Below are 24876 nucleotides of genomic sequence, written 5' to 3' on the forward strand. Positions count from 1 at the left end.
TTTCCTTATTCAATATTGCTGTTTTACCTTGCCTGCCTGCAATTCGCTGAACAGTTTATCAGTTCTCCCCTCATAGGGGGCCTTGATCAACAGCGGTTTCAGGAAAGCGGCCGTCTTTTCCACGCCGTCCATCCGGCTCATGGTGACGTCCTCGTGCTCATAGCTGAGAACCCCGTGGTAGCCGACCATCGAGAGTTCGGTGATGACTTTTTTCCAAGGCACACTTCCCCAGCCGGGAATCCGGAAGCGGAAAGTGCGGTCCAGCCGCTGCCAGTCGCCTTGCATCAGGATGCCGCCGGTCGGCATATTATGCTCGACGATCTCCCCGTCCTTGGCATGGACGTGGAAGATCCGGTCGCCCAGGCGGTCAATGAAGTTTTCGACCCGCAAGCCCAGGTAAATAATGTTGGCCGGGTCTAGGTTATAGCCAAGGCAGGGATGATGGTCCACCAGTTCAATGGCTTTTTCGGCCGTATAAATGTCATAGACGAAGCTGTTGGGATGGGGCTCGATCGCGAATTTAACGCCGTATTCCTTGAATTTGTCGAGGATCGGGACGAACTTGGCGGCAAATTCCGCCTCATAATCGGCCCAGCCTTGCCCGTAGGGAAAGGGGAAGAAACGGCCCCAATTGTCGATGCCGGGATAGCCGACCACCACCGGAACCTCCAAAGCGTTGGCGGCTTGGGCGGTCCGGATCAGGCCCTCGGTGCCGAAGGCCACTTTCTCTTCCTTCGTTCCCTTCATAATAAAGTCGGTTTCAACGCCGCCCGGACCCATGATCAGGAAGGATTCGGGATGGTTGCTCAGCGCGGCGATTCCCAGGCCGTAACTGGCGACCATCTTTTTGAGCGCCGCCGCGTTGTTGCCTTTCAATATCTCCTTCGGTTCCAGCTGTCCGTTTCCCTCATAGGCGGGGATCTCCAACAATTCGTAACCGTAGTCTGCGGCCAGCTTGGCGACATCCTCCAGCGGCTTTTCAGTAAAATTGGCAGTAAAAAAACCCAATTTCATCAGTGGATACCTCCTTAATTGATGCAACACAGATAAGCCCGCTTCTCCCATCAAACGCAAAAACAAAAACAGAAAAACGCACATTTTTTTGTTTACGTGGTCATTGTATCACCGTTTTTGTTAGTTTGCAATACTTAAAAAAAAGTTAACTTCGAGACATCCGCGTCCCCAAAGTCTTTGCAATTAGCCGCTTATCTCTTATTTACCTCGCCCGTATAGATTACCGTCACTTATCTTTTCCGTAAATGTCTCAAATTATTTCCCGACATTAGACATTGACTTTATGCCCGAATGGTGTTACGATACGGGCATAAACACAGATAATGTTGTCTTATGCAGCTTTTTTGAAACGCACATCAGAAAGGGTTTGTTTCAGATGATTAACACACTTACCTTGAACCCTGCCATCGATAGAGTCTTGTATCTGGATAAGTTCGAGAAGAACGTCACCAACCGGGTGGACCACTCGACCGACGTCATCGGCGGCAAAGGCACCCATGTCTCGATCAATCTGAGGCTTCTGGGGCTGAACAGCCGCGCCTTCGGCATCGTCCACGGCGGATCGGGCGAGCGAATCATCGAGTACCTACGGAGATACGACCTGGATGTCGCCTTTCTGCACCGGAAGAATGAAAACAGCCGCACCAACTATTTATTCGTCGAGAAAAGCAACGACTGCACCATCGTCGCGGAAAAAGGCGTCTCCCTCGTCAAGGAGGACCTGGACGAAATCGTCGCGTTATTAAAGGAAAAGACCGCCCCCGGTGATGATTTGGTGATCTCCGGCGATGCCTCCAACTACTCCGACCCGCTGGTCTATAACGAAATCCTGGAACATTTGAAGGACAAACGGCTCAAGATCTTCCTGGACACCAGCGGACCGACGCTGCTCAAATGCATCGAGGTTGCCCCCTTTCTGATCAAGCCGAACCTGGATGAATTATCGCTGTTATGCGGCAAGAAAATTGCAGGCGACGACCAGAGCGTTCTGGCGGCGCTGCAGTCGCTGGACCGGTATCAGGTGGAGATCATCGCGGTCTCTCTGGGCAAGGACGGTTCCATCGTCAAATGCCCGCAGGGCATCTTCAAGGCGATTCCGCCCCGGGTCAATGTCTGCAACACCATCGGTTGCGGCGACAGTTATCTGGCCGGGCTGATTTACGGCTTCAACGCCGGCGCGCCCATCGAGCAGATCATCAAAACCGCCACCGCGGTTTCGGCGGCCACCGCCGAGTCCTCTCTGTCGGTGGGCTTCGATCCCGCCCGCGCGGACCAATTAATCGCCCAATGTCAAGTGAAAAAGATCGGATAACGTGGAAGGAGCAATTTGATAATGAGTAATCTGTCGTTCATTGAAACCCGCCAGGAAATGGTGAAAGTCGCCAAAATGATGTGGGACCGCCGGTTGACCAATGCCGCGGGCGGCAATTTCGCGGTGAAGGTCGCGCCCGACCGCATGCTGATCACCCCCTCCCTGATGTCGGATCGCAAACATTGCGAGCTGGCGGTGGAAGACATGCTGCTGGTGGATTTCGACTTGAATATCCTGGAGGGCACGGGCAAGCTTTCGCGCGAAAGCTACATGCATCAATTGATCCTCAAGAACTTCGACAACATCGGCTGCACCATTCACGCCCATCCTATGTACTGCATGGTGTATGTCGTCCAGAGCAAACCGATTCCCAACATTTCCGAGGCCACCATGGGCCGGGGCGAAGTGGGCTGCATTCCCTATACCAAGGCCTATACCAGGGAGTTATCGGAGAATGTCTACCAATACTTCGAGGAGCACCGGGCCATTGCCGAAAAGAAGCCCATCGGCTGCATCCTGCCACTCCACGGCGTGGTCGTCTCCGGCGACGACATTTTCATGGCCTACAGCATGCTGGAACGGATCGAATGCGATGCAATGTGCGGCATCTTTAAAAACAATATCTAAAGAAAACCCGGCCGGCGGCAAGCCCGCGTGGATTCGGGCATCCCAAACCAACGGATGGAGCGGAAAACCGATTTTTAACCGGAAAAATGCCCGGATCGCCCACAGAATTTTGCTATTTATGGTAAAATAGGAGTGGATCCGTTGCCGAATCGACGGCGGGTTTATCTCCGGGCAGCAGCGACTCGTGAGTCGCCGGACTGCTCTGGAATTAGCCCATACTTTCTTGCATACCGGATGATACAATGGCCGCCGCGATCTTCGCAAAGCGCTTCGCGATCCCACGATAATCTCGCTAAAGGACTGATACGATGTTTGGATTGGAACGAAAATCGGAAATCATCAACATTCTGGAACGGGCCGGAAAGGTCGATGTCAACTCTCTGGCCGAACGGTTCGGGGCCTGCAAGGAAACGATCCGCCGCGATCTGCGCGAGTTGGAAAAAGAAGGCGTCATCAAACGCACCCATGGCGGAGCCGTGCTCAACGTTTCCACATCCAAGACCGCGCAAGTCGAATTCCCGGTGTCGGTCCGCGAGATCCAGCGCTATGAAGAGAAGCTCGTCATCTGCAAACGGGCCGCGGCGATGATTGCCGACGGGGACACCATTTTTGTGGACAACAGCTCGACAACCATCTATCTGCTGCGGTATATCCCCAAGGACATTCACGTCTGCATCATCACCAACTCCCTGAAACTGTTGCTTGAGGCGGTGCAGGTCCACAATCCCAATCTGCAATTCATCTGCCTGGGGGGCGTCTTCAAGGAGAGCAACATGTCCTTCTCCGGCACCATTCCCCAGCGGATTGCCAAGGATTACTATCCCAGCAAAGCCTTTTTATCCTGCGCCAGCATTACTGAACAGCAGATGCTGACCGATTCGAGCGCGGCGGAGGTCGATACCAAGCGGATGATGATCGAGCGCTCGCAGAGCGTGATCATCCTGGCCGACTATACCAAATTCCTGAGAATGGGCCAGATCTTCCTGGCCGATTTCTCGTCCATCGACTCGATCATCACCGACAACAAAACCGATCTGTCCGCCCTGGACTATCTGAAGAAATATAAAACCGAACTGATCGTGATCAAATGATCAACTAAGGAGAGCCATCATGAATTGTCTGGCCTTTGACCTCGGCGGGAGCGGCGGCAAGCTTTTATTGGGCCGTTTTGACGGCGAGCGGCTCAGCCTGGAGGAAGCGCACCGCTTCGGGAACTATCCCATCTCCCTCAACGCCGGCCTCTACTGGGACATCTTCCATATCTACAACCAATTGAACCTCGGGGTGCGCAAAGCGGCCCGGCTCGCCGCCGGGCCGCTCGTTTCCCTGGGGCTGGATACCTTCTCCAATGATTTTGCCTTCATCGACCGCCAGGGCGAGCTGCTCACGCCGCTGCGCTGCTACCGGGACCCCCGGACCGAACGGCACCGGGACGCCATTTACGCCAAAATGGCCCCGGAAAAGCTTTACGAGCTGACCGGCAACCAGATCGCGCCCTTCAATACCCTGATGCAGCTGGCCGCGATGCAGGAAGCCGGGCAGGGCTACCTGTTGGAGAACGCCTACAAAATGCTTTTCACCCCCGATCTGCTGGCCCATTTCTTGACCGGCGAGACAGTGGCCGAGTATACCATCGCCTCGGTCAGCCAGATGTTCGACTTCCGGACCGGCGATTGGAACGACGCCATCCTGGAAGCCTACCGCATCCCCCGGCGGATCCTCGGCCCGCTGGTCCAGCCGGGCACGGCCATCGGCCGGACCAAGGAGGCCTACAATCGCGAGCTCGGCAGCGCCGGATTCGAGGTGATCGCGGTCTGCGAGCACGACACGGCCTCGGCCTTCCTGGCCGCGGTATCCCGGGGCGACCGGGCGATCATCAGCAGCGGCACCTGGTCGCTGGTGGGCACCGAAGTGGCGGCGCCCATCATCGAGCCGGCGGGCTACCGCTACAACATCGCCAACGAAGGCGGCTTGGCGGGCCGGCACCGCCTGCTCCGCAACGTGATGGGGCTCTGGATCATCCAGCAGCTGCAGAGCGATTATCACCGCCAGGGCGCGGATTACAGCTTCGCGGAGATGGAAGCCGCGGCCGGCCAGGCGGCTCCTTTCGCCCACCGGATCGATCCCGACGATCCCCTCTTCTTTTCGCCCGAGGGAATGGCGGACAAGATCCGCCGCAAGTGCCTGGAGACCGACGGCAGGGCCCCGCAGACCATGGGCGAGACCGTGCGCTGCGCCGCCGAGAGCCTGGCTTTCAAATACCGCTGGGCCATTGAGAAGATTGAGCAGTTGAGCGGGAAAGCGCTGCCCTGCATCAATATCGTCGGCGGCGGCTCCAAGGACAAACTGCTCTGCCAATTCACGGCCAACGCCTGCAACCGGCCGGTCCTGGCCGGGCTGCCCCACGCCACCGCGCTCGGCAACATCCTGCTGCAGCTCTTGGCCAACCGGGAGATCGCCGGCATCGAGCAGGGCAAAGCGGTCATCGCCAATTCCTTTCCCATCGCCGAATATCAGCCGCGCCAGACGCGCCTGTGGGAGGAGAAGTATGCCGAATTCAAGGAAGCATTCCACCTGGAGTAACAGGGGTCCCGGACGGGGAGCGCGCCGATGAACAAGATCTCTCCCTCGGTGATGTGCATCCCTCCCCTGGAGCTGAAGAGCCAATTGAAAGCGCTGGAGCGCGCGGGGGCGGATCAATTTCATATCGACGTAATGGATGGGCACTTCGTGTCCAATTTCAGCCTGAACCAGAGCATCGTCGCAGCGGTCAAGCAGGCGACCGGCCTCCCGGTGGATGTCCATCTGATGATCGAGGACCCCGACCGGTATATCCCGGAATTCGCCGCCGCCGGCGCGGATATCCTCATCCCGCACCTGGAGGCGCTGCGCCAGCCCATCCGGACCCTCAAACTGATCCGGAGCCAGGGCCGGAAGGCGGGCATCGCCCTCAATCCGGCGACGGACATCAACGCCCTTCCCTATCTCCTGGATTATCTCGACGTCATCCTGGTGATGACGGTGGAGCCCGGCTTCGCCGGACAAACGCTGATCCCCGGCGTCTTTGGGAAACTGGCCCGGCTGCGCGGGCTCCTGGCCGAGCACGGCAAGGCGCCGGACATCATGGTCGACGGGCAGATCATGGAGACCACCGCCCCCCGGCTGGTGGCGGCCGGCGCCAATGTGCTGGTCCTCGGCTCCTCCGGCCTCTTCAATCACCCGCCCGCCGAATTCCCGGACGTAGTCGCCGCCTTTCGAACCCTCGGCGCTGCGGCGGGGGCGGCCGGCGGCGGAAAGGGGGGCAGGGCATGACCGGCGATCTGCATTGCCACAGCCTCTGTTCGGACGGCAGCCTGAGCGTGGCCGATATTCTGGCCTACGCCCAACGGATCGGCCTGGATTATGTGGCGATCACCGACCACGATACGCTGGCCGGAGTCGAGCGCGCCCGGGTCATCGGGCAGGCGCTGGGCGTCGGGGTCATTCCGGGGGTGGAGATCTCCTGCCGCGACGACCAGCGCGATCGCCCCGTGCATATGCTCTGCTATTTTCCGCGGGACCCCGTCACGCTGCAAGCCTTTTTGGACCGGACGCTCCGCTCGCGGGCAGCCACCAAGCGGCAGATGATCGCGAAGATCATGGCGCGCTATCCGGTGACGCTGGAGCATATCGAGCGCTACAGCAGCCAGAGCCAGTCGATCTACGAGTCCCACATCATGCAGGCCCTGGCCGATCTGGGGTATACCAACGTGGCCATCGGCCCGCTCATGGAGGAGCTGATCTCCAGCCGCGGCAGCTGCTATGTGCCGAACCGCTACCCCGACGTCCGGGAAGTGGCGCGCCTCATCCGGCAAGTGGGCGGCATCGCGGTGATGGCCCACCCCGGCCAGTTCGACTCGGCCGATCTGCTGGAGGAGCTGGCCGCCGCCAAGATGGTCCGGGGCGTCGAATACAACCATCCCCGCAACGATGCGGCCACCCGCGCCAGGATCGGCGCCATCGCCGAGCGCTACCGCCTCATCGCCACCGGCGGCAGCGATTTCCACGGTCCGTACGCCAAGGTCCCTCATCCGCTGGGCTCTTTCACCTGTTCGGGCCCTGCTATTGCCGGCCTGATCGCGCTTTCCCGGTAAGCCGCCGCCGGGTTTTATTTTTTGCGGATTCCCGATTCAAAACCCTTATTTCTACTTTTTTCTTCAAAATTTTCATAACTATTGAAGAAATACTCATTTTTAAAGCTGGAATTTGCAATATCGGAGTTGATAATTCAATTATCAACTCCGATATTGCAATTTACCGGAGCAAAAATGCAATTCTCAGGACCGGAAATGCAATTTCCCGGCGCGATTTTGCAATTCACCGGGGCGAAAAAACGCTTCTCGGAATGGAAATTGCCATTCTCAGGAGCGGAATTCCAATTTTCGAGATGGCGATTGCGATTTTCCGAGCCGAAAGTGCGATTCTCGGGATGGAAAATGCCTTTCTCCGGCCGGATATAGCACTTCCGGAGGCAGGATTGCCATTCCGGGGGCCGGATGGCAATCGGAGAAGCGGGGCTTTACATGCGAACGTTTGTTTGGTATCATTGGAAACATCAGCCATCGGGAGGAATGAGAACTCATGAACCATTCGAACGAGACCCGGGTCCGGGAATTCTGGCGGTGCTTCGACGCGGCCGACTTCGCGGCGGTCCGGGAGCTGATGAAGCCGGACGCGGTCATCCGTTGGCCCAACACCCGGGAACGCTTCCACGGCAGCGAATCCTTCATCCAAATGAATCAAAGTTATCCGGGGCGCTGGCGCATCCGGCTGGAGCAGCTGTGGTCCGTGGCCGACCAGGTGATCAGCGTGGCCGAGGTGGCCGCCGCGGACGGCTCGGCCTCCTTCTACGCCACTTCGTTTTTCCGTTTCGAAGACGGCCTCATCCGCGAGCTGACCGAGTATTATTCGGAGAATGCCGCGCCGCCCCCATGGCGGATCGCGGGAGGGTTCGCGGAGCGCTATTGAGCCCTGCGGCCGCTCATCGCTCGCCTGGCCTCCGCCGCAATTAGCACGGAATCGGCTTGACAATGCGCCCCCGGAATGATATATAATAAACTGTTGTTTCCATGGAAAATATTAGCGGAAAATCCCCGGTGGTTTCAGGCCATTACGCCCAGGCCGCCAGGCGCTCCGGGACGGAGTCCCCAATCTACATCATTGAAAGGCGGTTTGACCGGCGATGGCGACACTTTTCCTGATTGTGATCTACTTGTCTTTTATCAGCCTGGGATTGCCCGATTCGTTGCTGGGAGTGGCCTGGCCGGTGATGCGGCATGAATGCGGGGCGTCGCTCGAGGCCGCCGGGCTGCTCTCGATGATCATCGCCGGCGGGACCATCGTCTCCAGCCTGGCCAGCGGCAGGATGCTGCAATGGCTGGGCACCGGCAAGGTCACCCTGATCAGTTGTCTGATGACCGCCGGCGCGCTGTTCGGGTTCTCGCTGGCGTCCTGCTTTATGTGGCTGATCGTCTTGGCGGTGCCGCTCGGCCTGGGGGCGGGCTCGGTGGACGCCGGCCTGAACAGTTACGTGGCGGCGCACTACAAGGCCCATCACATGAGCTGGCTCCATTGCTTCTGGGGGGTGGGCGCGACGCTCGGCCCGGTCATCATGGCCCATTTCATCGCCGGCCGGGGTTCCTGGCATCAAGGCTACCTGGTGGTGGCGGCGATCCAGTTCGGCCTGGTCTGGGTGCTCTTTTTCACCCTGCCGCTCTGGGACCGGGTGGCCAGGGAGATTCACGACGGCTCCGCCGCGGCCGCGGCGGAAGACTCAGCGGGGGTTCCGGCCGAAGCGGCCGGGACCCCCGTCAAACCGCTGCGGATCCAAGGGGTCAAGCTGGCCCTGGTCTCTTTCCTCTTTTATTGCGGCGCCGAAGCCACCGTGGGCCTCTGGGGCAGCAGCTTCCTGGTGAATGTGAAGCAACTGCCCGCGGCGACGGCGGCGCAATGGGTCTCGATCTATTACGCCGGAATTACGATCGGCAGGTTGATCGCCGGCTTTATTACCTTGAAGGTCAACAACCGCACCCTGATCCGCCTGGGGCAGCTGGTCTCCCTGGCAGGAGCGGCGCTGCTCCTGCTGCCGCTGCCGGCCCTGGCCTCGCTGGCCGGCCTGCTGCTGGTCGGGCTGGGGTTCGCCCCCATTTATCCGTGCATGTTGCATGAGACGCCCAGCCGCTTCGGGAAAGAGCATTCCCAGACGATCATCGGCTATCAAATGGCGCTCGCCTATACCGGCACGACCTTTCTCCCGCCGCTGCTGGGCCTGATCGCCTCGCGCGCCACCATCGCCATCTTCCCGTTTTTGGTGGCGTTTTACATCGTGGCCATGCTGATCGGCTCGGAAAGGATCAATCGCTTTCTAAAGCAACGGGTCCGGGCCCTCCCCAGCCTGCCGTGAATGACCCTGCGGGGCCGGCGCCTGGGCCCGCAATTCTTGGCGCAGCTCGCGGATATCCGCCGCGCTGAATCCCGCCGCCTCTAAAAACCGGGCGTGCAGTTCCGGCGAATGCGCTTCGAAGCTTTGGTGCCAGGCGTCATAATCCGCGGCGGCGATCCCGGCGTTCTCCAGGATCGCGGCGAAGCTTTGGGGATCGGAGCGGCGGAGGGTTTGGAGCAGTTCCCGGGCCCGGATCAACCGGATCAGGATCTCCTGCTGTTTTTTGAGCCCGGCGATCTCCCCGTTAATCTCTCCCAACCGTTTGAGCAACAGCGCTACCACCCGGTCCTCCCCCGCCTCCCCATCGAGCAGCCGCCGGATCTCGGCCAGCGAAAGACCGGTCTTGCGGTAATCCAGGATCTTGCCCAGCCGTTCGACGTCCTGTTCCGAGTACATCCGGTAGCCGGCCCGGCTGACCGCCGCCGGCCGCAGGAGTCCCAGCGAATCATAGTACAGCAGCGCCGTCCGGGAGATTTTCATTTGCTTTGCCAACCGGCCGATGGAGATCATTGGAAACACCCGCTATCCTATCTTTATCAAACCCGGCCTTCCTTTCAGGGTCCGGTGACCGGAAAGGACCGGTCGCTTTGATTCTATCACGATCCGGGGGACTTTGGGGACGCCTTTTTTTGCGCCGGTTCCCCGCTGCCCGCCGGAATCTACTCCGCCGGCGCCATCACCGGGCGCATGCGGCCGGCGTAGCGCTCGATCCCGCGCCGGATCGCGGCGGCGCAGGCCGCGCGGAAGGCATCGTTCCGGAGATAAGCCTCTTCGACGGGATGGATCAGATAGGCCGACTCGGTGAGCACCGCGGGCATCTGCGGGCCGCGGGTGACCGCCAGATTGTCGTAGTACAGGCCGTCGTCCCGCAAGCCGAAGGCGGCGCCGGGACCGAAGGTCTCGCCGTAGCTCCGGTGAATCTCCCCGGCCAGCGCCTGGCTCATGGGGGTGAAATAGTATACCCCGTAGCCGTGCTTGAGGAGCGGGTTCCCGCCGTAGCCCAGCGAGTTGTTGTGGATGCTCACCAGGATGTCGGCCTGTTTTTGCCAGGCGATCCGGGGCCGTTCGTTCAAGGGGACGCCCTCATCGCCCCGGCGGATCATGATGACTTTGGCGCCCTCGGCCTCCAGCTGCTTTTGCAATTGGAGGGCGATGGCCAGGTTGGCGTCTTTTTCGAGATAACCGGTGACGCCGACGGCTCCGGTGTCGGGGGAATGGCCGGCATCCACGGCCACGGCCAGCCCCGCCAGGGGCGACGCGCCGGCGGGCAGCGGCGGCGGCAGCCGCAGTTCCACCACCAACGCATTGCCTTCGTAGCGGACGTCGTAACCCCACCAACTCCTGGGAACGGTGGCGATCCGCAGCCGGTAGGTCTCCTCGTCGTCCTGGAACCATTGCACCCGCCGGATCGGGCCGGTTGCGGCATAGGCGATCAGATCGGTATTGGAGGTAGCGCCGAAGAGCGAGAGATCGAGATACCGTCCGCCGGGATCGGGCGCGACCAGGAACGGGATCTTCCGCCCCAGCGGCAGGCGGATCCGGGCCGAACGGCCGTCCACGGCGCTGATGGCGACGCTCCCCGCGACCACCCGGGCCGGAGGAGTCCCCGAGGGGAGCAGCTTGATCTGGCCGGCGCTGACCCAGACGTTGCGGGTCCGGTTCAGCCGGACCCGGTATTCATCGCCGTTCCTGCCGGTGAGCTGAAGGAGCGTCCCGGGCGGCGGAAACATCAGATAACCGGCCCTGTCGTAGGCGGAGACGGCGGGGCCGGCCCGCAGGACCGCGTCCGGGGAGACCGTTTCGGCCAGGACCGGGAGATCGCCCGGGAACAGCGACAGGGCGCCCTTGGCCTCGGCCGACCGCCGCTTGTGCCGGTCATCGGCCAGCGTGACCTTGATCCGCGACTGCTTCAGCCGGTCCTTGGCGCCGACCCGGTAGACTCCCTGATAGATCCCGGGCGTCTCCGCGGACTCGATCATGGGCCAGCGTTTGCGGACTCTGCTCACGGTGAAATAGGCTTTCATGCCGGGGCTGCCCTTGGCGGTCACTGTCACCGCGTCGCCGGGGAGCAACTCCTGGTCCTGGCCGGGCGTCACATACTCGACGGTCAAGGGGTGGACCGGCGCGGGCCGCGCCGGCTCGGCCACCCGGATGGTCCGGGTCAGCTCATAATGGGCGCCGCCGTATTCCAGCTCGGCGCGGATCAAGTTTGGGCCGGGAGCGAGCGGCACCATGGCCAGAAACCCGCCTTCCGGATGGACCTCGACCGCCGCGCCGTTGATCCGGAGCTGCCCGCCCGGCGGTACCGCGCCGCAGACGAAGGTGGCAGCCAACGCCGGCAGCTGTGCGTTCTCCGCCGGCGCGACGATCCGGATCGGTTGCGCCGGCAGCGGCATCCGCTCGCCCGGCGACGTCCCCTCCGCGACAGCGGCCGGCGGCGCGGGGCTGGAAAGGAGCGCCCCGGAATCGGCGAGGACCGCTCCCATCGTCAACAGGGCTAAAAATAATGAAACAAGGATGATCTTCATCGCTTCAACCTCATCTTTTTTTGCTCGGTCGGGATCCTCGTCCCCCAGATCCCAATTCAAACCAATTACAGGGTTTTCTTCCTTCGGACTTTCCTATCTGTAACTTCCATATCCAAAACAAATCCCCTTCTGATTCCCGGAAAAGTATTTATTACCATGCCTATCCCGATTGGAAACGCTCGCCGCCGCGGCCTGTTCCGCAGGGATGATTTCCCCAGCTGGGGCTCCCGATCCTAATGAGGATGGAAATGCGCCTCTTTTTGTCAGGTTTTCCATTACAGGAAGGATTTTAATAAAATTTACAGAATTTACTAGTGGAATCGGACCGTGCGAAAACGAGCCGTAGCGCCCGACGCGGCGGCGGAGCGTCTTTCCCGGGCAGGAAGGTGACGCGATGAGCCAAGAGCTCCCCGGCGATCTTGAATTTGTCATGAATCAATTCGATCTCCTCGCTTTGAAAGAGCAAAAAAGCAAGGAGATCGACGGCCTGACCGACCAAGTATCGCAATTATTCGCCATTCGCATCCAACTCCAGGATGTGCTGGTCGCTTCCATCGCCGGCCTCCTCAGCGGCGTCACCAAGCTTTTTTGGGAGTCGAAATTCCCGAGGCTGGATGTCCCGACCCTGGGAACGGCCTTCGCCCAGAAATTCGGCCAACTTATCCACCCCGGCCGCGCCGCCCTGGCCGTTGCGACGCCGGATGCGTACCGGAGCACTTTGGAGTTCTTCCAGTCGCTGGGGTTTCAGGTCCCCGCCGCGCTGCAACACGCGCCCGGTTTCATGGAGCTCTTTCATAACGAGATCCTGGTCGATCTCCAAAAAATCCCGCACTGCGCCTGCATGAGCTTTATCTTGCAGGGATATACCTTCATCTTCAAAGTCATTCCCGGCAGCCCGCTGGCCGCGCCCGGCCTCCAAACCAATTTTGCGGATTTGTTTGCCGCGCATCAAAGACTCCTCAAGGAGAACGGCTTTTACGCCATGCAGATGATCGCCCAGTTTTCCGCGTATATCACCGAAAATGCCATCACCTCGGGCGCAAACCAGGTCATGGAGCTGTTGAACTTTCATCATTCGACCATCGGCGGTTTGCTCCTTTGCACCGGCCGGCATTTGCTGGACAACTGCCTGGAATATCAGAAGCTGATGCGCCAGATCCAAAACAAAGCGGCCGACATCCGGGAGCTGGACAGGATATGGCAGGAGAATTTCGAAACCCGGTTGCAACAGCTGAGCCGCGATCCCCGGTTTCGCTCCATCCTGAGCGAAGACTGGGCCGGCAATGACCGGAAGACGCGCGAGACGTTCCAGGAGATCCGCCGGCGGAAACTGGAATTGCAACAGGCGCTCCAAGAATTGAAGGAGGAATTGCAATGAACTCCGACATCACCGTCCCGGAACGGCTGGAAATCGAAAAGAATGCGAGGCTTTCCGGAGAATTCCGCGCCAGCGTATCCAATTCCATCGCCAAATTGAAAGAGATCTCCAGTCAATCCCTGTCCATTAAGACGCAGGGCAAGTGGGACAGCTTCTGGAATAAATCGGAGAATATCAAAAGCTTGGCGGGGAATGTGGGCGAAGTCGTTACGATTCAGCAGAAAACTTTCGATCTGATCATGTTTCTGTTTGCGATCTCCGGAGCGATGAAGCAGGAGTATGACCTGGTGCTCCAATCCATCAGCGAAATTCAGAATAACGCCACCGACGGCGAGTTGCTCAGCAACCTTTTGACCGTCAAAAAAGCCGTGGTCGAAATGAAGACCAAGCAAGAGACGATCGACTCGCTGGTCACCTTCTCCAATGATTTGCGCGATTCGCTGGAGGAACTCAACCGTTCGCTGGCCTCGCTCAGTCACGACTATGCCCGCTGGAAGAATGCCTTCAGCCAGCAATGCCAGTCGCTCCGGGAAAAGCAGGAGGAAGAGGGCAATCAACTCCGCCGGCTGCTGCGTTCGCTGGACCTCTCCAACCAGCAACGGCTGAACGAGCTCCAGACGGCTTTCAAACAAGCGGCCGCTGCCAGCGCCCCAACTCCCCGGCCGCTGAGCCCGCCCCGGAACAACCGCCAGTGGCTTCTCCCCGGAATCGCCATCCTGCTCAGCCTGGTGGCGATCGGGGTGCATTTTATCCCGTGACGGGATGCCGGACCCTCCGCCCGGCCCCAACCGCCGCGCAAGACCGAGGCTCCCCTGTTTTGGTCCGCTTCCAAAACAGGGGAGTTTTTTGTTATGAATATTTAAAGTACCGAAAAAGAAGGATTTTGCATTTTTCATCTAATATTTTGAAGTTGGAATAGTTTTTCCTCAACCCAATTACATGGAACGAAAGGGGTCACAGAATGATCTACTCATCGGAAGTGGAAAAAATGTCGTGTGTTGCAAAAGGGCCGAATCACGGACCGGCTCCGATTCCCCAGGAAGGCCGCTGGGTTCAGGCCAAAGAGATCAAGGACATCTCCGGTTTAACCCATGGCGTGGGCTGGTGTGCTCCCCAGCAGGGCGCCTGTAAGCTGACGCTGAACGTCAAAGATGGCGTCATCCAGGAAGCCCTGGTGGAGACCATCGGCTGTTCGGGCATGACCCATTCGGCGGCGATGGCGGCGGAGATCCTCTCCGGCAAGACCATCTTGGAGGCTTTGAATACCGACCTGGTATGCGACGCCATCAATACCGCCATGCGCGAGCTGTTTCTCCAGATCGCCTACGGCCGAACCCAGACAGCCTTTTCCGAGGGCGGCCTGCCCATCGGCGCGGGCCTCGAGGATCTGGGCAAAGGCCTGCGCAGCCAAGTCGGGACGATGTACGGGACCCTCGCCAAAGGGCCGCGCTACCTGGAGATGGCCGAAGGCTACGTCACCCGGGTGGCTTTGGACGACAACGGCGAGATCATCGGCTATGAGTTCGTGCACCTCGGCAAGATGATGGACATGATCAAAAAGGGCACCGACGCCAATGAAGCTTTGCAAAAGGCCACCGGGCGCTACGGCAGGTTTGACGAAGCCCAGAAATACATCGATCCGCGGTACGAATAAATCAAAGAGGAGGAAAACGACATGTCATTGTTTGAAAGCTATGAACGGAGAATCGCGCAGATCAATGCCGTTCTTTCTCAATATGGAATTTCCTCGATCGAGGAAGCCAAGGCCATCTGCGAGCAGAAAGGGATCGACCCTTACACCATCACCAAAGCCATTCAGCCGATCTGTTTTGAGAATGCCTGCTGGGCCTATGTAGTCGGCGCGGCGCTGGCGATCAAGAAGGGTTGCCGCAAGGCGGCCGAGGCCGCCGAGACCATCGGCGAGGGATTGCAGGCTTTCTGTATTCCCGGGACCGTGGCCGACGATCGCAAAGTCGGGCTGGGCCACGGCAATCTCGCGGCGATGCTGTTGCGGGAAGAGACCAAATGCTTCGCCTTTCTGGCCGGGCACGAATCCTTCGCCGCCGCCGAGGGCGCGATCGGCATCGCCAAGTCGGCCAACAAGGTCCGGACCGAACCCTTGCAGGTCATTCTGAACGGCCTGGGCAAGGACGCGGCGCAGATCATCTCCCGGGTCAACGGCTTTACCTATATGCAGACCCAATTCGACTATGCCACGGGCAAACTGAATATCGTCCGCGAAATTGCCTATTCTAAAGGCGAACGGGCCAAGGTCCGCTGCTACGGTGCTGACGATGTCCGGGAAGGCGTCGCCATCATGCATCATGAAGGCGTCGATGTCTCGATCACCGGCAATTCCACCAACCCCACCCGCTTCCAGCATCCGGTGGCCGGGACCTACAAAAAGGAATGCTACGAGATTGGCAAGAAATATTTCTCGGTGGCCTCGGGCGGCGGCACCGGCCGGACCCTCCATCCCGACAACATGGCCGCCGGCCCCGCTTCCTACGGCATGACCGACACCATGGGCCGGATGCATTCCGACGCTCAGTTCGCCGGTTCGTCCTCGGTGCCGGCCCACGTGGAGATGATGGGCTTCCTGGGCATCGGCAACAACCCGATGGTCGGAGCCACGGTCGCGGTGGCGGTGGCCATCGAAGAGGCCATGGCGAAGTAAATCGCCTCTCTACAAAGCGTTGTGATAAAACCCCGGCCGCAGGCAAGGTTGAACACAAAAGCTCAGAGAAGCAAGGGATAAAGTCGTTTTTTGAAACTTTTCCAGACCGAATCGGTTGGAAAGAGACTTTATCACATGGCTTCTAAGAAACACCGGGGTTCGCCCACTCCTGTCTCGGGCTGACAACTCCGATTCAGATTTTACGGGATAGGAGCGGGATCACGTTGAATATCCTATTGGTCATGATCGGCGGCGGACTGGGGTCCGCCTGCCGCTATCTTTTTTCATTGCTGGCGATGAAATGGTTTGGGAACCATTTCCCCCTGGGCACCCTGGGTGTGAACCTGAGCGGCTGTTTCCTGATTGGTCTGGGGTTTTCGCTGGCGGGGCGGAACCTGCTTTCGCCCCCCATCCGCCTGCTATTCATGACCGGCTTTCTGGGCGGGTTAACCACTTTCTCCACTTATGCGCTGGAGAGCGCCAATTTCATGGGCAGCCAGCTGCCGGGGGCCTTGGTCAATATCGCGGCCAATAACCTGGGCGGCTTGGCCCTGGTCCTGCTCGGCCTGTGGCTCGGCAAGACGATCTGAGCGTTCCGGGCGCAAACCGCTCCCGACCGAGCGGCTCACAGCGTGATTTTCTCGCCCCCTTGGATACCGGTGAGCCTCCCCCCGGCGTATACCGAGAGCGGCCCGTGGCCGCCGCAGATCAGGCACGGCTTCCGGTTGTCCCTGCCGACCTCCTCGATGAGGCGGATGATCGCCTGGCGCATGGCCGTCGCCTTCCCGGAATCCACATTCACGCTCCGCATCAAATAAGGCGCCAGAGAATTGAATTCCGCCCGTTCCGGAGAGAAGCCGCTGATATTGACCAGGTTGTCGCCGGTGAAGGCGATCCCGCGCGCCCGGCAAAGATAGACCATCTCGCCCTCAAGGTGGCCGCCGCTCCCCTCCCATACCTCAAACTCCAGGTCCGCGAAGCCGACCTTTCCGATGGGAATCAGCTCGTCGTGTTCGCCCGGCGTATCCTGATCGATCAGCTCAAACTGCCCGGCATCCGGCGGCAGATAGCCGGAGATGATCCGGCTCAACCTGCTGTAGCCGAACCCGGCGTCGCGGGTTTCCCGGTAGTCGGGGATTCCGATGCTCTGGCGGCGCAGACTGTCGGCGCTCTTTTGGTTGAGGCCGATCGTTACCTCCGGCAGCTTGGACAGCAGGCCGCAGTGGTCCACGTCGGCGTGGGTGATGTATACTTTCTTGAGCCGCCGCTCCCAATCGGGAAACAGTTGCCGCAGGATCGCAAACATCTCGGCGGCATAGATCGCGTAGCCGGTATCGATCAGCGTCAGCTCGCCGGAGGTCTCGAGCACATAGGTATTGCTGCCGCAGGGCGGCTGAATGCTGTAAAGGACGACCGCCTCGCTCACCCTCAGCTTTTCGATATCCGCCTGAAAACGGCTGCCCTGGTGTGCGCCGATGAAATGGGCGAAGCGCCGGATGGAGTCGAAGACCTTGGCGGGGTTCTCGCCTTTCTCCTGCAACAGCTGGAGGATGCGGTTGGACTCCGAGATGAATTCCATGGTTTTTTCGGCGGAGAGGCCCAGGCATTTTTGCATCTCGTTGGCCAGCCGGATGTAAAAAATGGTGTTATCCAGGATCTCCTGGGAATCGTCGTAATCAATGATATCGATCGGGTAGAGCTCGCTGATCTCGTCCAGCAGCATCTTGATGAGCGGAGGGTCCTCGATCAGCAGGCCCATCTTGAAATGCTGATACGGGGTATGATTGGAGCTGGAATTGATATAGGAGATGTTAATGTCGTAGCGGTCCAGCACCTTCAGCACCGGCAGCAACGCGCCGGGCCGGTCGGGAAGCTTGATGGCCACGACGATCACCCGCACCTCGGGATTGCCCCGTTTGAGATAGCCGACGCTTTCCAGCTCCCGGGCGATTTCGGCGAGACTTCCCTCGTCCGCCTCGACATCAATGAACAGCGTATGCAGATCGACCGCTTTGTTATAGCTGACCCGGACGATATTGCCCTGATGCTTGGCGATGATGCGCGAGGCCAGCAGAAAAGCGCCGGTCTTATCCGGCATGCTGGTAACATAGGTTTTGCTCGGCATGGGACTTCACCTCGTAACGGCCTCAAATGCTTGATAACCCGCAAAGCGCTCTTGCGCCGCTTAGATTATTCGAAGCCGGGATGGATATAAGAATATTCACGAAAGGCTCCGAGTTTTCCTCTCGAAACCGATGCGATCCGAGAATTGCGATCTCATTGGCGAGTCAGCTTTGCCGCAATTCGGGTTGAAAAAATGAAAGAGCCATGGAATCCACGGCTCTTTTTCTTAAAAAAGGGAACGTCCTCGCCGAAAACCTCTATAATTCCCGCTCCGCCGCCTGCAACAGCGCAGGAATCTTCAGGTTGTATTCGCAGAGCGGCTCGCACTGGCCGCACTGGAGACACTGGGCGGCGGCCGGCTTCAGCTCCCGGTAGGCGGCGCTGTAAGCGGCGGCGTCTTTGCCGAAGATCCTGGCCAGGCGGTACCTGGATAATAGCAGCAGCACCGTCGGGAAGTCGATCCCCTGGGGACAGGCGAAATACTCCTGGCAGTGGCGGCAGTCGCGGCATAACTCGCTCAGGTTGAGATCGGCCGCCAGCCGCAAACCGATGCGGCGGTACTCCTCCAAGCGGGGAGCATCCGGCAACGGCGCCAAAGCGGTCGCGATGTCGGCCTGGAATTGCTCGGGATAGATGGCACCGGCGTCGACCGTGGCAATGAACGGGTTGGCGAGACAGAATTGCAGCATCTCGCGGTAGCCGATCTCTATATGCTCGCTCAACAGCCGGAACAGCTCGGCCATTTCGTTGCCGTCGAAGGCTTTCATGTTGATGATCCCCAGATCGTGCCCGTGCGCCAGCTCGATCAAGGGCGCCAGGCTCTGGTTGAAGATGTTATAGGGCAGTTCAGCCACGTCGAAGCGGTCGCTCTCGATGGCCTCCCGGATCTCGACGGCATCCTTATAATGGCTGGAGAACCCGATGTAGTGAATGAGGCCCGCTTCCTTGACCGCTTGAATCTTGTCCAGCACGCCCGAGGACTTCATCTCGCTCCAGCGTTCTTCGCTGATACCGTGAAAGAAATAAACCAGCTTGATGGGGTTGGGGCCGATCCGCAAGTCGTGCCGGCCCGCCACGCCCAGTTTGGCGAGGCTAGTCTCCAGATCGGCATCGAACTTCTCCGGGGTATAGCCGTGGCCCTTGGTGACGATCACCACCGGCTCCCGCAGATCCTTGCGGCCGGCGATTACCCGGCCCACCACCACTTCGCTCTCCACCGTCTCGCCCCCCGGCAGTTGGCCGTTATAGGCGCGGGCGGTGTCAATCAGGTTGACCCCCTGATCCAGGGCGTAATGAACCACCCGGTCCACCTGGTCATAGCGGGCGGCCCGCCGCAGATTCATCGCTCCCAGACTGAGCTCGGTCACCATCAGGCCGGTCTTGCCGAAACGGCGCCGTTGCAATGGTTGCATTCCCATCCACTCCTTATCGTCAAGCTGAAGATGATTCCCCGCATGATCTCCTGAATCCGGTCCTTCCGGCGGCTAGCGCTCCGCCTTATTCTCATCCGAATCCTTATCTTCATCCTATACCTTTGAGTTACCTCCAAGTCAAGCGTTGATCGCAGTGCCGCTTTGATAACGATCATTGCCCCTGCTGCAAACCAATTAAAAAACCTGCTATTCGCAGGTTTTGAATTTTTTGGGTACTCCTCAGGGGAACTCGAATCCCCAAGTTTTAACTCGCCCTTCTACACCGTCTTGACCGGCTTATGGGCGACAACCCGGAGATTGAAACTGCCGCAGATCTCGCTGAGGAGCGTGGAACCCAGTATCAAACAGGCGCCGAGGATCTGGACCGGTCCCATTTTTTCGTCCAGTAGGCAGGCGGACAAGATGATGGCGGTCACCGGGTCGATATAGCTGAATACCGCGACGGTCTGCGCCTTCAAATCCTTGACGGCGGAGAAAAACAGCCAGAAGGCCATCCCGGTATGGATAATCCCCAGGATGATCAGCAAGAGGACGGTCCGGCCCGCGATGACAGCGGTCGCATCACCCGTGAAAAGCGTGTACGGCAGCAGAACCAGCGCGGCCACTCCCAGCTGGGCGATGGTCGCCGCGAGGCTCGTCAGGCCTTTGAGGAACTTGTTCAGCAGCGTGAAGCCGGCATAGGCCACGGCCGCGGCCACCCCGTAGAGTATCCCGAGATTATGGCCAGCTGTTGGCGGCGCGGCCGTAAATACCCCAGCGACCAGCGCCAAGCCGGTCAGCGCGGCGAGAATGCAAATCCCTTTGATCACGGTCAGTTTTTCTTTTAGAACAAGGCGCGACAGCACGGTGATGATGACGGGGGCCAGATAGTAGCTGAGCGTCGCATTGGCGATGGTGGTATGTTGATAGGCCTCAAACAGGAGAATCCAGTTCACACCGAGCGCAATCCCCGAGGCAAGCAGCACCGGTTGGTTATGGATGAGCTCTCGCCTGGCAAGCGGGGTTTTCATGAGAAAGCTGACCGTTACAAGAAAAAATACGCCGATTCCGCCCCGGACCAGGGCAATTTCGCCCGACGACAGAGGGATGTTGCGGACCAGCAGCCCCATGCTGCCCCAGATGAGCATGGCGGCGATGATTTTTAGCCTGGCGCCCATGACGATTCTCCGCTGCGTTTCAAATTGCTGATTAAACGCCGATGAAACGTTGACTTCCTTGTTTAAAAGCGTTGTGATAAACCCCGTCCGAAGGTCGGGGCGTTCACAAAAGCTCAGAAAAGCAAGTGATAAAGTCGTTTTTAGTCCACTTTGAAAGGATGATGTCCGGATTGGAGACTTTATCACATGGCTTTTAAACCATTATAATATAAGTTGATCCATTAGAAAAACGCATCTCCTTCATCTTCAACATGAGAAAACGGAATGGGGTCTCCTGCGATGAGCATCCAGAAATACCTGGCCTTCATTAAAACCGTGGAATACGGCAGTCTGACCAAGGCGGCCGAAGCGCTCGGTTACACCCAGTCGGGAATCAGCCACATGATGAACGACTTGGAAGCCGAGTGGGGAATTGCGCTGCTGGAACGGAAACGCTCCGGCGTGCGGATCACCTCCGACGGACTCAAAATCCTGCCGCATCTGCAAAATGTCTGTCACGCGCATCAGAAATTGCTGACCGAGATCGAGGAGTTGCACGGACTGAACTCCGGCCTGATCCGGGTCGGGACCTTTTCCAGCGTGGCCACGCATTGGCTGCCCAACATGATCAAGTCGTTCCAAAAGGACTACCCCAACATCGAGTTCGAACTGCTCCTGGGCGACTATACCGAGATTGAAAGCTGGATCATCCAAGGCCGCGTGGACTGCGGCTTTCTTACGTTTCCGTTCAACCCCGATCTGGAGAGCGTCTTCCTGGAGCGGGACCGATTGCTGGTGATACTGCCGGAACACCATCCGCTGGCCGAACGAGAATCCTTTCCGCTCGGCGCTTTGGCAGAGGAGCCCTTTATGCTTTTGGAGAAGGGCGGGAGAGGCGAGATCGCGGAGATTCTTAAAATGCATCATATCGTCCCCAATGTCCGCTTCACGACCTGGGACGACTATGCGATTATGGCCATGGTCGAAAACGGCCTGGGCATCAGCATCCTGCCGGAATTGATCCTCAAGCGCAACCCCTACCGGATTGTGCAAAAAGAACTGGAGGTGCCCGCCTACCGCGAGATCGGCCTGGCGATCAAGGATTCAAAGACCGCTTCCCTGGCGGTCAAACGGTTCCTCCAGTATTTGCAGTACCGTCATCGCGATTGAAGTCCGATTTCCGGCGCCGGAACGATCGAAGGCTGCGGAAGGTGTCCCCATATTACGGCAGGATGTTGCTTTAATTTTGATTTCTTATTAAACTCACATATCGATAGAAGCTTTTATCTTCCGAAACAGCAACCGCCTTCAGGGATGAAGGCGGACGACGCATCTTTTCCCAATGCAACGACATGAATCCCTAGTGTATATGATTTGCGAAAATAACGAACGATCTACCGTTTTTTCGTAAATCATGTGATTTAAAAGCGTTGTGATAAACCCTGCCCGAAGGTCAGGGTGAACACAAAAGCTCAGAAAAGCAAGTGATAAAGTCGATTTTTAATCCTTTGACAGAGTGATTTCCGAATTTGAGGACTTTATCACATGGCTTTTAAGATCATGTCGTTGCACGGAGGATGAAAAACTGCGGTCGTCAACGGAAGCCATAACTTGGTTGCCAGACAGAATGGTAGAGTAGAGAAAGGCACGGATGCCTTCCCCCCTCGTCAAACCGTACGTGCGGTTTTCCCGCATACGGCTTTCCAACAAACTTAGGCGGCGTTGGTACAGGCTTCGACGATCACGTAATCTTCTTTGGTCAGAAGGTTTTTAAAACTTTGGAATGATGTTTGATCAAAGTAGTACTTGGTAGTCGTTATGCTTCCTTGGTCTGGTTTATCACCGATGGTTAATCCTTATCCTCTATTTTCATTACTAAAGTATTTTGTTTGCCCCAGTTGCACATTTCATCCAATATAGGAAGAAATGATAACCCTTTGGAGGACAAGGAATATTCTACCTTTGGTGGAATTTGAGCATATTCCTTGCGCACAATCATTCCGTCATTTTCCAGTTCTTTCAGTTGCGTGCTTAGCATTTTATGGGTGATATATGGGATGTTTCGCTTTAACTCACCATATCTCAATGTTGTTTCACAGGCCAATTCATACAGAAGTTTTAATTTCCATTTTCCCCCAATAATAGCAAGTGTATTTTCAAACGGGGCCTGTTTGCTACGGCATATATTTTCTATACCATTACTCTCCTTTCGGTGTGTATACTACAAAATAGTGCGTACTTTCTTTTATCAATATAATTCATTATAATAGAAAATGTAAATATGTTCAAGGTTGAGAAAGGTTTAGGAGCGTGATTGTATGTCAAATATATTTAGTCCGATTCAAGTGAAAAACATTCATTTTGCCAACAGGGTTGTTATGGCCCCTATGGTGCGTTTCGGTTACCCAAGCAAAAACGGCATTATGGGTGAAAAACTCTTACAGGATTATTTAGGACGGTCAGACAAAGGAATCGGCTTAATGATTAGCCAAGTGCTTTCCATATCCGCCGAAAAAGAGATAGCAGGCGGAGCAGGCGCTTATTCTGAACTGCACATTGGCTATCTAAATAAAATAGCGGAAGCCTGTCATAAAAACGAAACCAGATTTTTTGCGCAGCTTGGTTTACCTGGTTTCAGTTTTTATGATAACAATTCGGAAGATGTCAATAAGCTGACAAAGAATGATTTAGTCAAAATTAGAGATGGGTTTATTTGTGGCGCAGAGATTTGCAAAAAAGCTGGCCTTGATGGTATTGAATTGCATGGAGCGCATACCTTTTTTCTGAATATGATAGCATCGTCCTATTCCAATAAACGGCAGGATGCTTATGGCGGTGATTTAATCGGAAGATTAACTTTGGTAAAGGAAATTACGGAGGCGATTAAAAGTTTCGCCGGAGATCACTTTATTGTATCCTATCGAATGGGTTGGGGTGACAATCTGGATATAGATGTCCAGACAGCTCAAGCTCTGGAGAATATGGGTATTGATATGTTGCATGTGTCTACTGGAATACCCGAAGATAGGAAACTGCAATTGCCTACGGCTTTTGAATACAATGATGCAGTCTACACAGGATGCCATGTTAAAAAGCATGTAAATATCCCTGTCATTGCTGTGAATGACATTAAGACATTGGACAGAGGAAATGTATTGATTGAAAATAACTGCTGTGATTTTGTGGCATATGGAAAGCCCTTTTTAGCCGATTCAGATTTCATAAAGCATTCCATGAAAGACAGCGACTATAAGCCCTGCTTTGAATGCCGCGAATGTAAATGGTTCACAAATGGCGAAAAATGTCCGGCACAAATAATAGCCAAAGCCCATTCATAATTGAAATTGTAGGAAACGATTGGGGGGGGTAACAATGGATTTTTTAGATTTAGTAAAAGACCGCTGTTCGGTCAGAAAATTCAACAACAAAAGAGTGGAGCAAGAAAAGGTTGATTTGATTTTGGAAGCGGGCAGACTTGCACCAACGGCTGTGAATTATCAATCTCAACGGATTCTTGTGCTTAAATTCCGAGGATAGCTTAGACATTCTGAAAACATGCACACCATATCATTTTCAAGCACCTTTAGCTTTACTTGTATGCTATGACAATACAATTAGTTGGAAAAGAACAGTTGATGGTAGAGATATGGGAAGCCAGGAGGTCCGCCATGTTAACCGGTGACAGCAAAGGCATTTAAAAATTTATCCTCCATCGTCTCTGGCAGATCCATGAGAAGATTGTCAACCTTGACCCGGAATTCCGGGAACTGGGCGAGGAACCGGGTCAATTGCTGAAACAGCTCACCGCCAAGTTGACTCCCGACGACCAAAAACTCCTGGACCGTTATGATTGTCGCCGGATGGATCAGATGAACCGGCAGGACGAATTGATTTACAGTGAGGGATTGATGGACGGAATATTGTTCGGGTATTGAGTACCCGCCTTCCCCGGCGCTCCGTCCTCCATCCCGGCCCACCTAATATATCAGTCGATCTCCCCTCATGTCAGGTATGGTCTTCCGTCCAACTAGGATATTCTTCATCCTTGTAAGGGATGCCAGGATCCGTGTAAGATATAATGGAAGTGCCAGCATCCGATTCGCAAAACGTAGGTTAAACTAAGCGAGAGCTTAGAACAGAGCTACAATACGAAGGAGGCTGACACT

The 24876-nt window shown here is 57.0% G+C and carries 23 protein-coding genes and 1 pseudogene; 17 read left to right on the top strand and 7 right to left on the bottom strand.

The annotated features are described in order from the left end of the window. Positions 1-9 precede the first annotated feature (9 nt). A complete protein-coding gene (locus EDC14_RS01485; RefSeq protein WP_132012406.1) occupies positions 10-1014 on the bottom strand; it encodes a sugar phosphate isomerase/epimerase family protein in 1005 nt (334 codons plus the stop codon). 376 nt (positions 1015-1390) lie between these two features. On the opposite strand from EDC14_RS01485, the gene EDC14_RS01490 reads away from it, so the two are divergent. The 8 genes from EDC14_RS01490 to EDC14_RS01525 all read left to right on the top strand — a co-directional run bounded on the left by EDC14_RS01490 (position 1391) and on the right by EDC14_RS01525 (position 9395). Continuing rightward, complete coding sequence (locus EDC14_RS01490; RefSeq protein ID WP_132012407.1) at positions 1391-2326, top strand: 1-phosphofructokinase family hexose kinase; 936 nt, start codon at positions 1391-1393, stop codon at positions 2324-2326. Between the two features lie 21 nt (positions 2327-2347). Then, positions 2348-2953: a class II aldolase/adducin family protein gene (locus EDC14_RS01495; protein ID WP_132012408.1), complete on the top strand. Its 606-nt coding sequence runs from the start codon at positions 2348-2350 to the stop codon at positions 2951-2953. A gap of 308 nt (positions 2954-3261) precedes the next feature. Then, complete coding sequence (locus EDC14_RS01500) at positions 3262-4044, top strand: DeoR/GlpR family DNA-binding transcription regulator (protein ID WP_132012409.1); 783 nt, start codon at positions 3262-3264, stop codon at positions 4042-4044. A gap of 19 nt (positions 4045-4063) precedes the next feature. Further along, positions 4064-5536 (top strand): rhamnulokinase, encoded by a 1473-nt coding sequence (locus tag EDC14_RS01505; protein WP_132012410.1) that lies wholly within the window; start codon positions 4064-4066, stop codon positions 5534-5536. A 27-nt stretch (positions 5537-5563) separates the two neighbouring features. After that, positions 5564-6265 carry a ribulose-phosphate 3-epimerase gene (gene rpe / locus EDC14_RS01510; RefSeq protein WP_132012411.1) on the top strand — a complete coding sequence of 234 codons (702 nt, stop codon included), beginning with the start codon at positions 5564-5566 and terminating at the stop codon, positions 6263-6265. After that, the gene (locus EDC14_RS01515) at positions 6262-7086 is read left to right on the top strand and encodes a PHP domain-containing protein (RefSeq protein WP_132012412.1); all 825 of its coding nucleotides are present in this window, start codon (positions 6262-6264) and stop codon (positions 7084-7086) included. Before rpe ends, EDC14_RS01515 begins: the two co-directional genes overlap by 4 nt. A 487-nt stretch (positions 7087-7573) precedes the next feature. Further along, positions 7574-7960 (top strand): nuclear transport factor 2 family protein, encoded by a 387-nt coding sequence (locus EDC14_RS01520; protein ID WP_132012413.1) that lies wholly within the window; start codon positions 7574-7576, stop codon positions 7958-7960. Positions 7961-8174: 214 nt separating this feature from the next. Continuing rightward, the gene (locus EDC14_RS01525) at positions 8175-9395 is read left to right on the top strand and encodes an MFS transporter (RefSeq protein WP_132012414.1); all 1221 of its coding nucleotides are present in this window, start codon (positions 8175-8177) and stop codon (positions 9393-9395) included. Here EDC14_RS01525 and EDC14_RS01530 read toward each other — a convergent pair. Together EDC14_RS01530 and EDC14_RS01535 are read right to left on the bottom strand one after the other, a co-directional pair. Next, positions 9357-9944: a MerR family transcriptional regulator gene (locus EDC14_RS01530; RefSeq protein ID WP_132012415.1), complete on the bottom strand. Its 588-nt coding sequence runs from the start codon at positions 9942-9944 to the stop codon at positions 9357-9359. The genes EDC14_RS01525 and EDC14_RS01530 overlap by 39 nt on opposite strands. A 149-nt stretch (positions 9945-10093) precedes the next feature. Beyond that, on the bottom strand, positions 10094-11962 hold the full coding sequence (locus EDC14_RS01535) for an N-acetylmuramoyl-L-alanine amidase (protein ID WP_132012416.1): 1869 nt from the start codon (positions 11960-11962) through the stop codon (positions 10094-10096). A gap of 394 nt (positions 11963-12356) precedes the next feature. Here EDC14_RS01535 and EDC14_RS01540 point away from each other — a divergent pair, with 394 nt between their 5' ends. The 5 genes from EDC14_RS01540 (at position 12357) to crcB (ending at position 16607) form a co-directional block, all read left to right on the top strand. Then, positions 12357-13340, top strand: a complete 984-nt coding sequence (locus EDC14_RS01540; RefSeq protein ID WP_132012417.1) for an OmpH/Skp family outer membrane protein — start codon at positions 12357-12359, stop codon at positions 13338-13340. Beyond that, positions 13337-14098: a hypothetical protein gene (locus EDC14_RS01545; RefSeq protein ID WP_132012418.1), complete on the top strand. Its 762-nt coding sequence runs from the start codon at positions 13337-13339 to the stop codon at positions 14096-14098. The genes EDC14_RS01540 and EDC14_RS01545 overlap by 4 nt, the downstream gene beginning before the upstream one ends. A gap of 203 nt (positions 14099-14301) precedes the next feature. Then, a complete protein-coding gene (locus EDC14_RS01550; RefSeq protein WP_132012419.1) occupies positions 14302-14994 on the top strand; it encodes an iron-sulfur cluster assembly scaffold protein in 693 nt (230 codons plus the stop codon). 21 nt (positions 14995-15015) lie between these two features. Continuing rightward, positions 15016-16017, top strand: a complete 1002-nt coding sequence (locus EDC14_RS01555) for a GGGtGRT protein (protein ID WP_132012420.1) — start codon at positions 15016-15018, stop codon at positions 16015-16017. A gap of 224 nt (positions 16018-16241) precedes the next feature. Beyond that, positions 16242-16607, top strand: a complete 366-nt coding sequence (crcB, locus tag EDC14_RS01560) for a fluoride efflux transporter CrcB (RefSeq protein ID WP_243662754.1) — start codon at positions 16242-16244, stop codon at positions 16605-16607. A gap of 35 nt (positions 16608-16642) precedes the next feature. Here crcB and EDC14_RS01565 read toward each other — a convergent pair whose 3' ends face one another. From EDC14_RS01565 to EDC14_RS01575, 3 genes are all read right to left on the bottom strand, one after another. Further along, positions 16643-18142: an MBL fold metallo-hydrolase gene (locus tag EDC14_RS01565; protein WP_132012421.1), complete on the bottom strand. Its 1500-nt coding sequence runs from the start codon at positions 18140-18142 to the stop codon at positions 16643-16645. A gap of 256 nt (positions 18143-18398) precedes the next feature. Further along, positions 18399-19553, bottom strand: a complete 1155-nt coding sequence (locus EDC14_RS01570; RefSeq protein WP_165907712.1) for an aldo/keto reductase — start codon at positions 19551-19553, stop codon at positions 18399-18401. A 278-nt stretch (positions 19554-19831) separates the two neighbouring features. Continuing rightward, the gene (locus tag EDC14_RS01575; protein WP_132012423.1) at positions 19832-20731 is read right to left on the bottom strand and encodes a DMT family transporter; all 900 of its coding nucleotides are present in this window, start codon (positions 20729-20731) and stop codon (positions 19832-19834) included. A gap of 279 nt (positions 20732-21010) precedes the next feature. Between EDC14_RS01575 and EDC14_RS01580 the strand changes: the two genes are divergently transcribed. After that, entirely contained in the window at positions 21011-21880 is an 870-nt protein-coding gene (locus EDC14_RS01580) for a LysR family transcriptional regulator (protein WP_132012424.1), read from the top strand. A 679-nt stretch (positions 21881-22559) separates the two neighbouring features. On the opposite strand, the gene EDC14_RS01585 is transcribed toward EDC14_RS01580, so the two are convergent. Further along, positions 22560-22904 carry a winged helix-turn-helix transcriptional regulator gene (locus tag EDC14_RS01585; RefSeq protein WP_132012440.1) on the bottom strand — a complete coding sequence of 115 codons (345 nt, stop codon included), beginning with the start codon at positions 22902-22904 and terminating at the stop codon, positions 22560-22562. A gap of 124 nt (positions 22905-23028) precedes the next feature. Between EDC14_RS01585 and EDC14_RS01590 the strand changes: the two genes are divergently transcribed. The 3 genes and pseudogenes from EDC14_RS01590 to EDC14_RS26540 all read left to right on the top strand — a co-directional run bounded on the left by EDC14_RS01590 (position 23029) and on the right by EDC14_RS26540 (position 24645). Continuing rightward, complete coding sequence (locus EDC14_RS01590; RefSeq protein ID WP_132012425.1) at positions 23029-24048, top strand: NADH:flavin oxidoreductase; 1020 nt, start codon at positions 23029-23031, stop codon at positions 24046-24048. A gap of 34 nt (positions 24049-24082) precedes the next feature. After that, positions 24083-24353 (top strand): annotated as a pseudogene (locus EDC14_RS01595) (nitroreductase family protein); the annotation flags it as partial. Positions 24354-24498: 145 nt separating this feature from the next. Further along, positions 24499-24645, top strand: coding sequence for a hypothetical protein (locus EDC14_RS26540; RefSeq protein WP_165907713.1), 147 nt, complete (start codon positions 24499-24501; stop codon positions 24643-24645). Positions 24646-24876 lie beyond the last annotated feature (231 nt).

Source organism: Hydrogenispora ethanolica, from assembly GCF_004340685.1.
In the GTDB taxonomy this organism is placed as follows: Bacteria; Bacillota; UBA4882; order UBA8346; family UBA8346; genus Hydrogenispora; species Hydrogenispora ethanolica.

Excerpts from the sequence above, each read along its gene's own strand:
- EDC14_RS01485 (WP_132012406.1), bottom strand. The coding sequence starts at position 1,014 with ATGAAATTGGGTTTTTTTACTGCCAATTTTACTGAAAAGCCGCTGGAG.
- EDC14_RS01490 (WP_132012407.1), top strand. The coding sequence starts at position 1,391 with ATGATTAACACACTTACCTTGAACCCTGCCATCGATAGAGTCTTGTAT.
- EDC14_RS01495 (WP_132012408.1), top strand. The coding sequence starts at position 2,348 with ATGAGTAATCTGTCGTTCATTGAAACCCGCCAGGAAATGGTGAAAGTC.
- EDC14_RS01500 (WP_132012409.1), top strand. The coding sequence starts at position 3,262 with ATGTTTGGATTGGAACGAAAATCGGAAATCATCAACATTCTGGAACGG.
- EDC14_RS01505 (WP_132012410.1), top strand. The coding sequence starts at position 4,064 with ATGAATTGTCTGGCCTTTGACCTCGGCGGGAGCGGCGGCAAGCTTTTA.
- rpe (WP_132012411.1), top strand. The coding sequence starts at position 5,564 with ATGAACAAGATCTCTCCCTCGGTGATGTGCATCCCTCCCCTGGAGCTG.
- EDC14_RS01515 (WP_132012412.1), top strand. The coding sequence starts at position 6,262 with ATGACCGGCGATCTGCATTGCCACAGCCTCTGTTCGGACGGCAGCCTG.
- EDC14_RS01520 (WP_132012413.1), top strand. The coding sequence starts at position 7,574 with ATGAACCATTCGAACGAGACCCGGGTCCGGGAATTCTGGCGGTGCTTC.
- EDC14_RS01525 (WP_132012414.1), top strand. The coding sequence starts at position 8,175 with ATGGCGACACTTTTCCTGATTGTGATCTACTTGTCTTTTATCAGCCTG.
- EDC14_RS01530 (WP_132012415.1), bottom strand. The coding sequence starts at position 9,944 with ATGATCTCCATCGGCCGGTTGGCAAAGCAAATGAAAATCTCCCGGACG.
- EDC14_RS01535 (WP_132012416.1), bottom strand. The coding sequence starts at position 11,962 with ATGAAGATCATCCTTGTTTCATTATTTTTAGCCCTGTTGACGATGGGA.
- EDC14_RS01540 (WP_132012417.1), top strand. The coding sequence starts at position 12,357 with ATGAGCCAAGAGCTCCCCGGCGATCTTGAATTTGTCATGAATCAATTC.
- EDC14_RS01545 (WP_132012418.1), top strand. The coding sequence starts at position 13,337 with ATGAACTCCGACATCACCGTCCCGGAACGGCTGGAAATCGAAAAGAAT.
- EDC14_RS01550 (WP_132012419.1), top strand. The coding sequence starts at position 14,302 with ATGATCTACTCATCGGAAGTGGAAAAAATGTCGTGTGTTGCAAAAGGG.
- EDC14_RS01555 (WP_132012420.1), top strand. The coding sequence starts at position 15,016 with ATGTCATTGTTTGAAAGCTATGAACGGAGAATCGCGCAGATCAATGCC.
- EDC14_RS01565 (WP_132012421.1), bottom strand. The coding sequence starts at position 18,142 with ATGCCGAGCAAAACCTATGTTACCAGCATGCCGGATAAGACCGGCGCT.
- EDC14_RS01570 (WP_165907712.1), bottom strand. The coding sequence starts at position 19,553 with ATGCAACCATTGCAACGGCGCCGTTTCGGCAAGACCGGCCTGATGGTG.
- EDC14_RS01575 (WP_132012423.1), bottom strand. The coding sequence starts at position 20,731 with ATGGGCGCCAGGCTAAAAATCATCGCCGCCATGCTCATCTGGGGCAGC.
- EDC14_RS01580 (WP_132012424.1), top strand. The coding sequence starts at position 21,011 with ATGAGCATCCAGAAATACCTGGCCTTCATTAAAACCGTGGAATACGGC.
- EDC14_RS01590 (WP_132012425.1), top strand. The coding sequence starts at position 23,029 with ATGTCAAATATATTTAGTCCGATTCAAGTGAAAAACATTCATTTTGCC.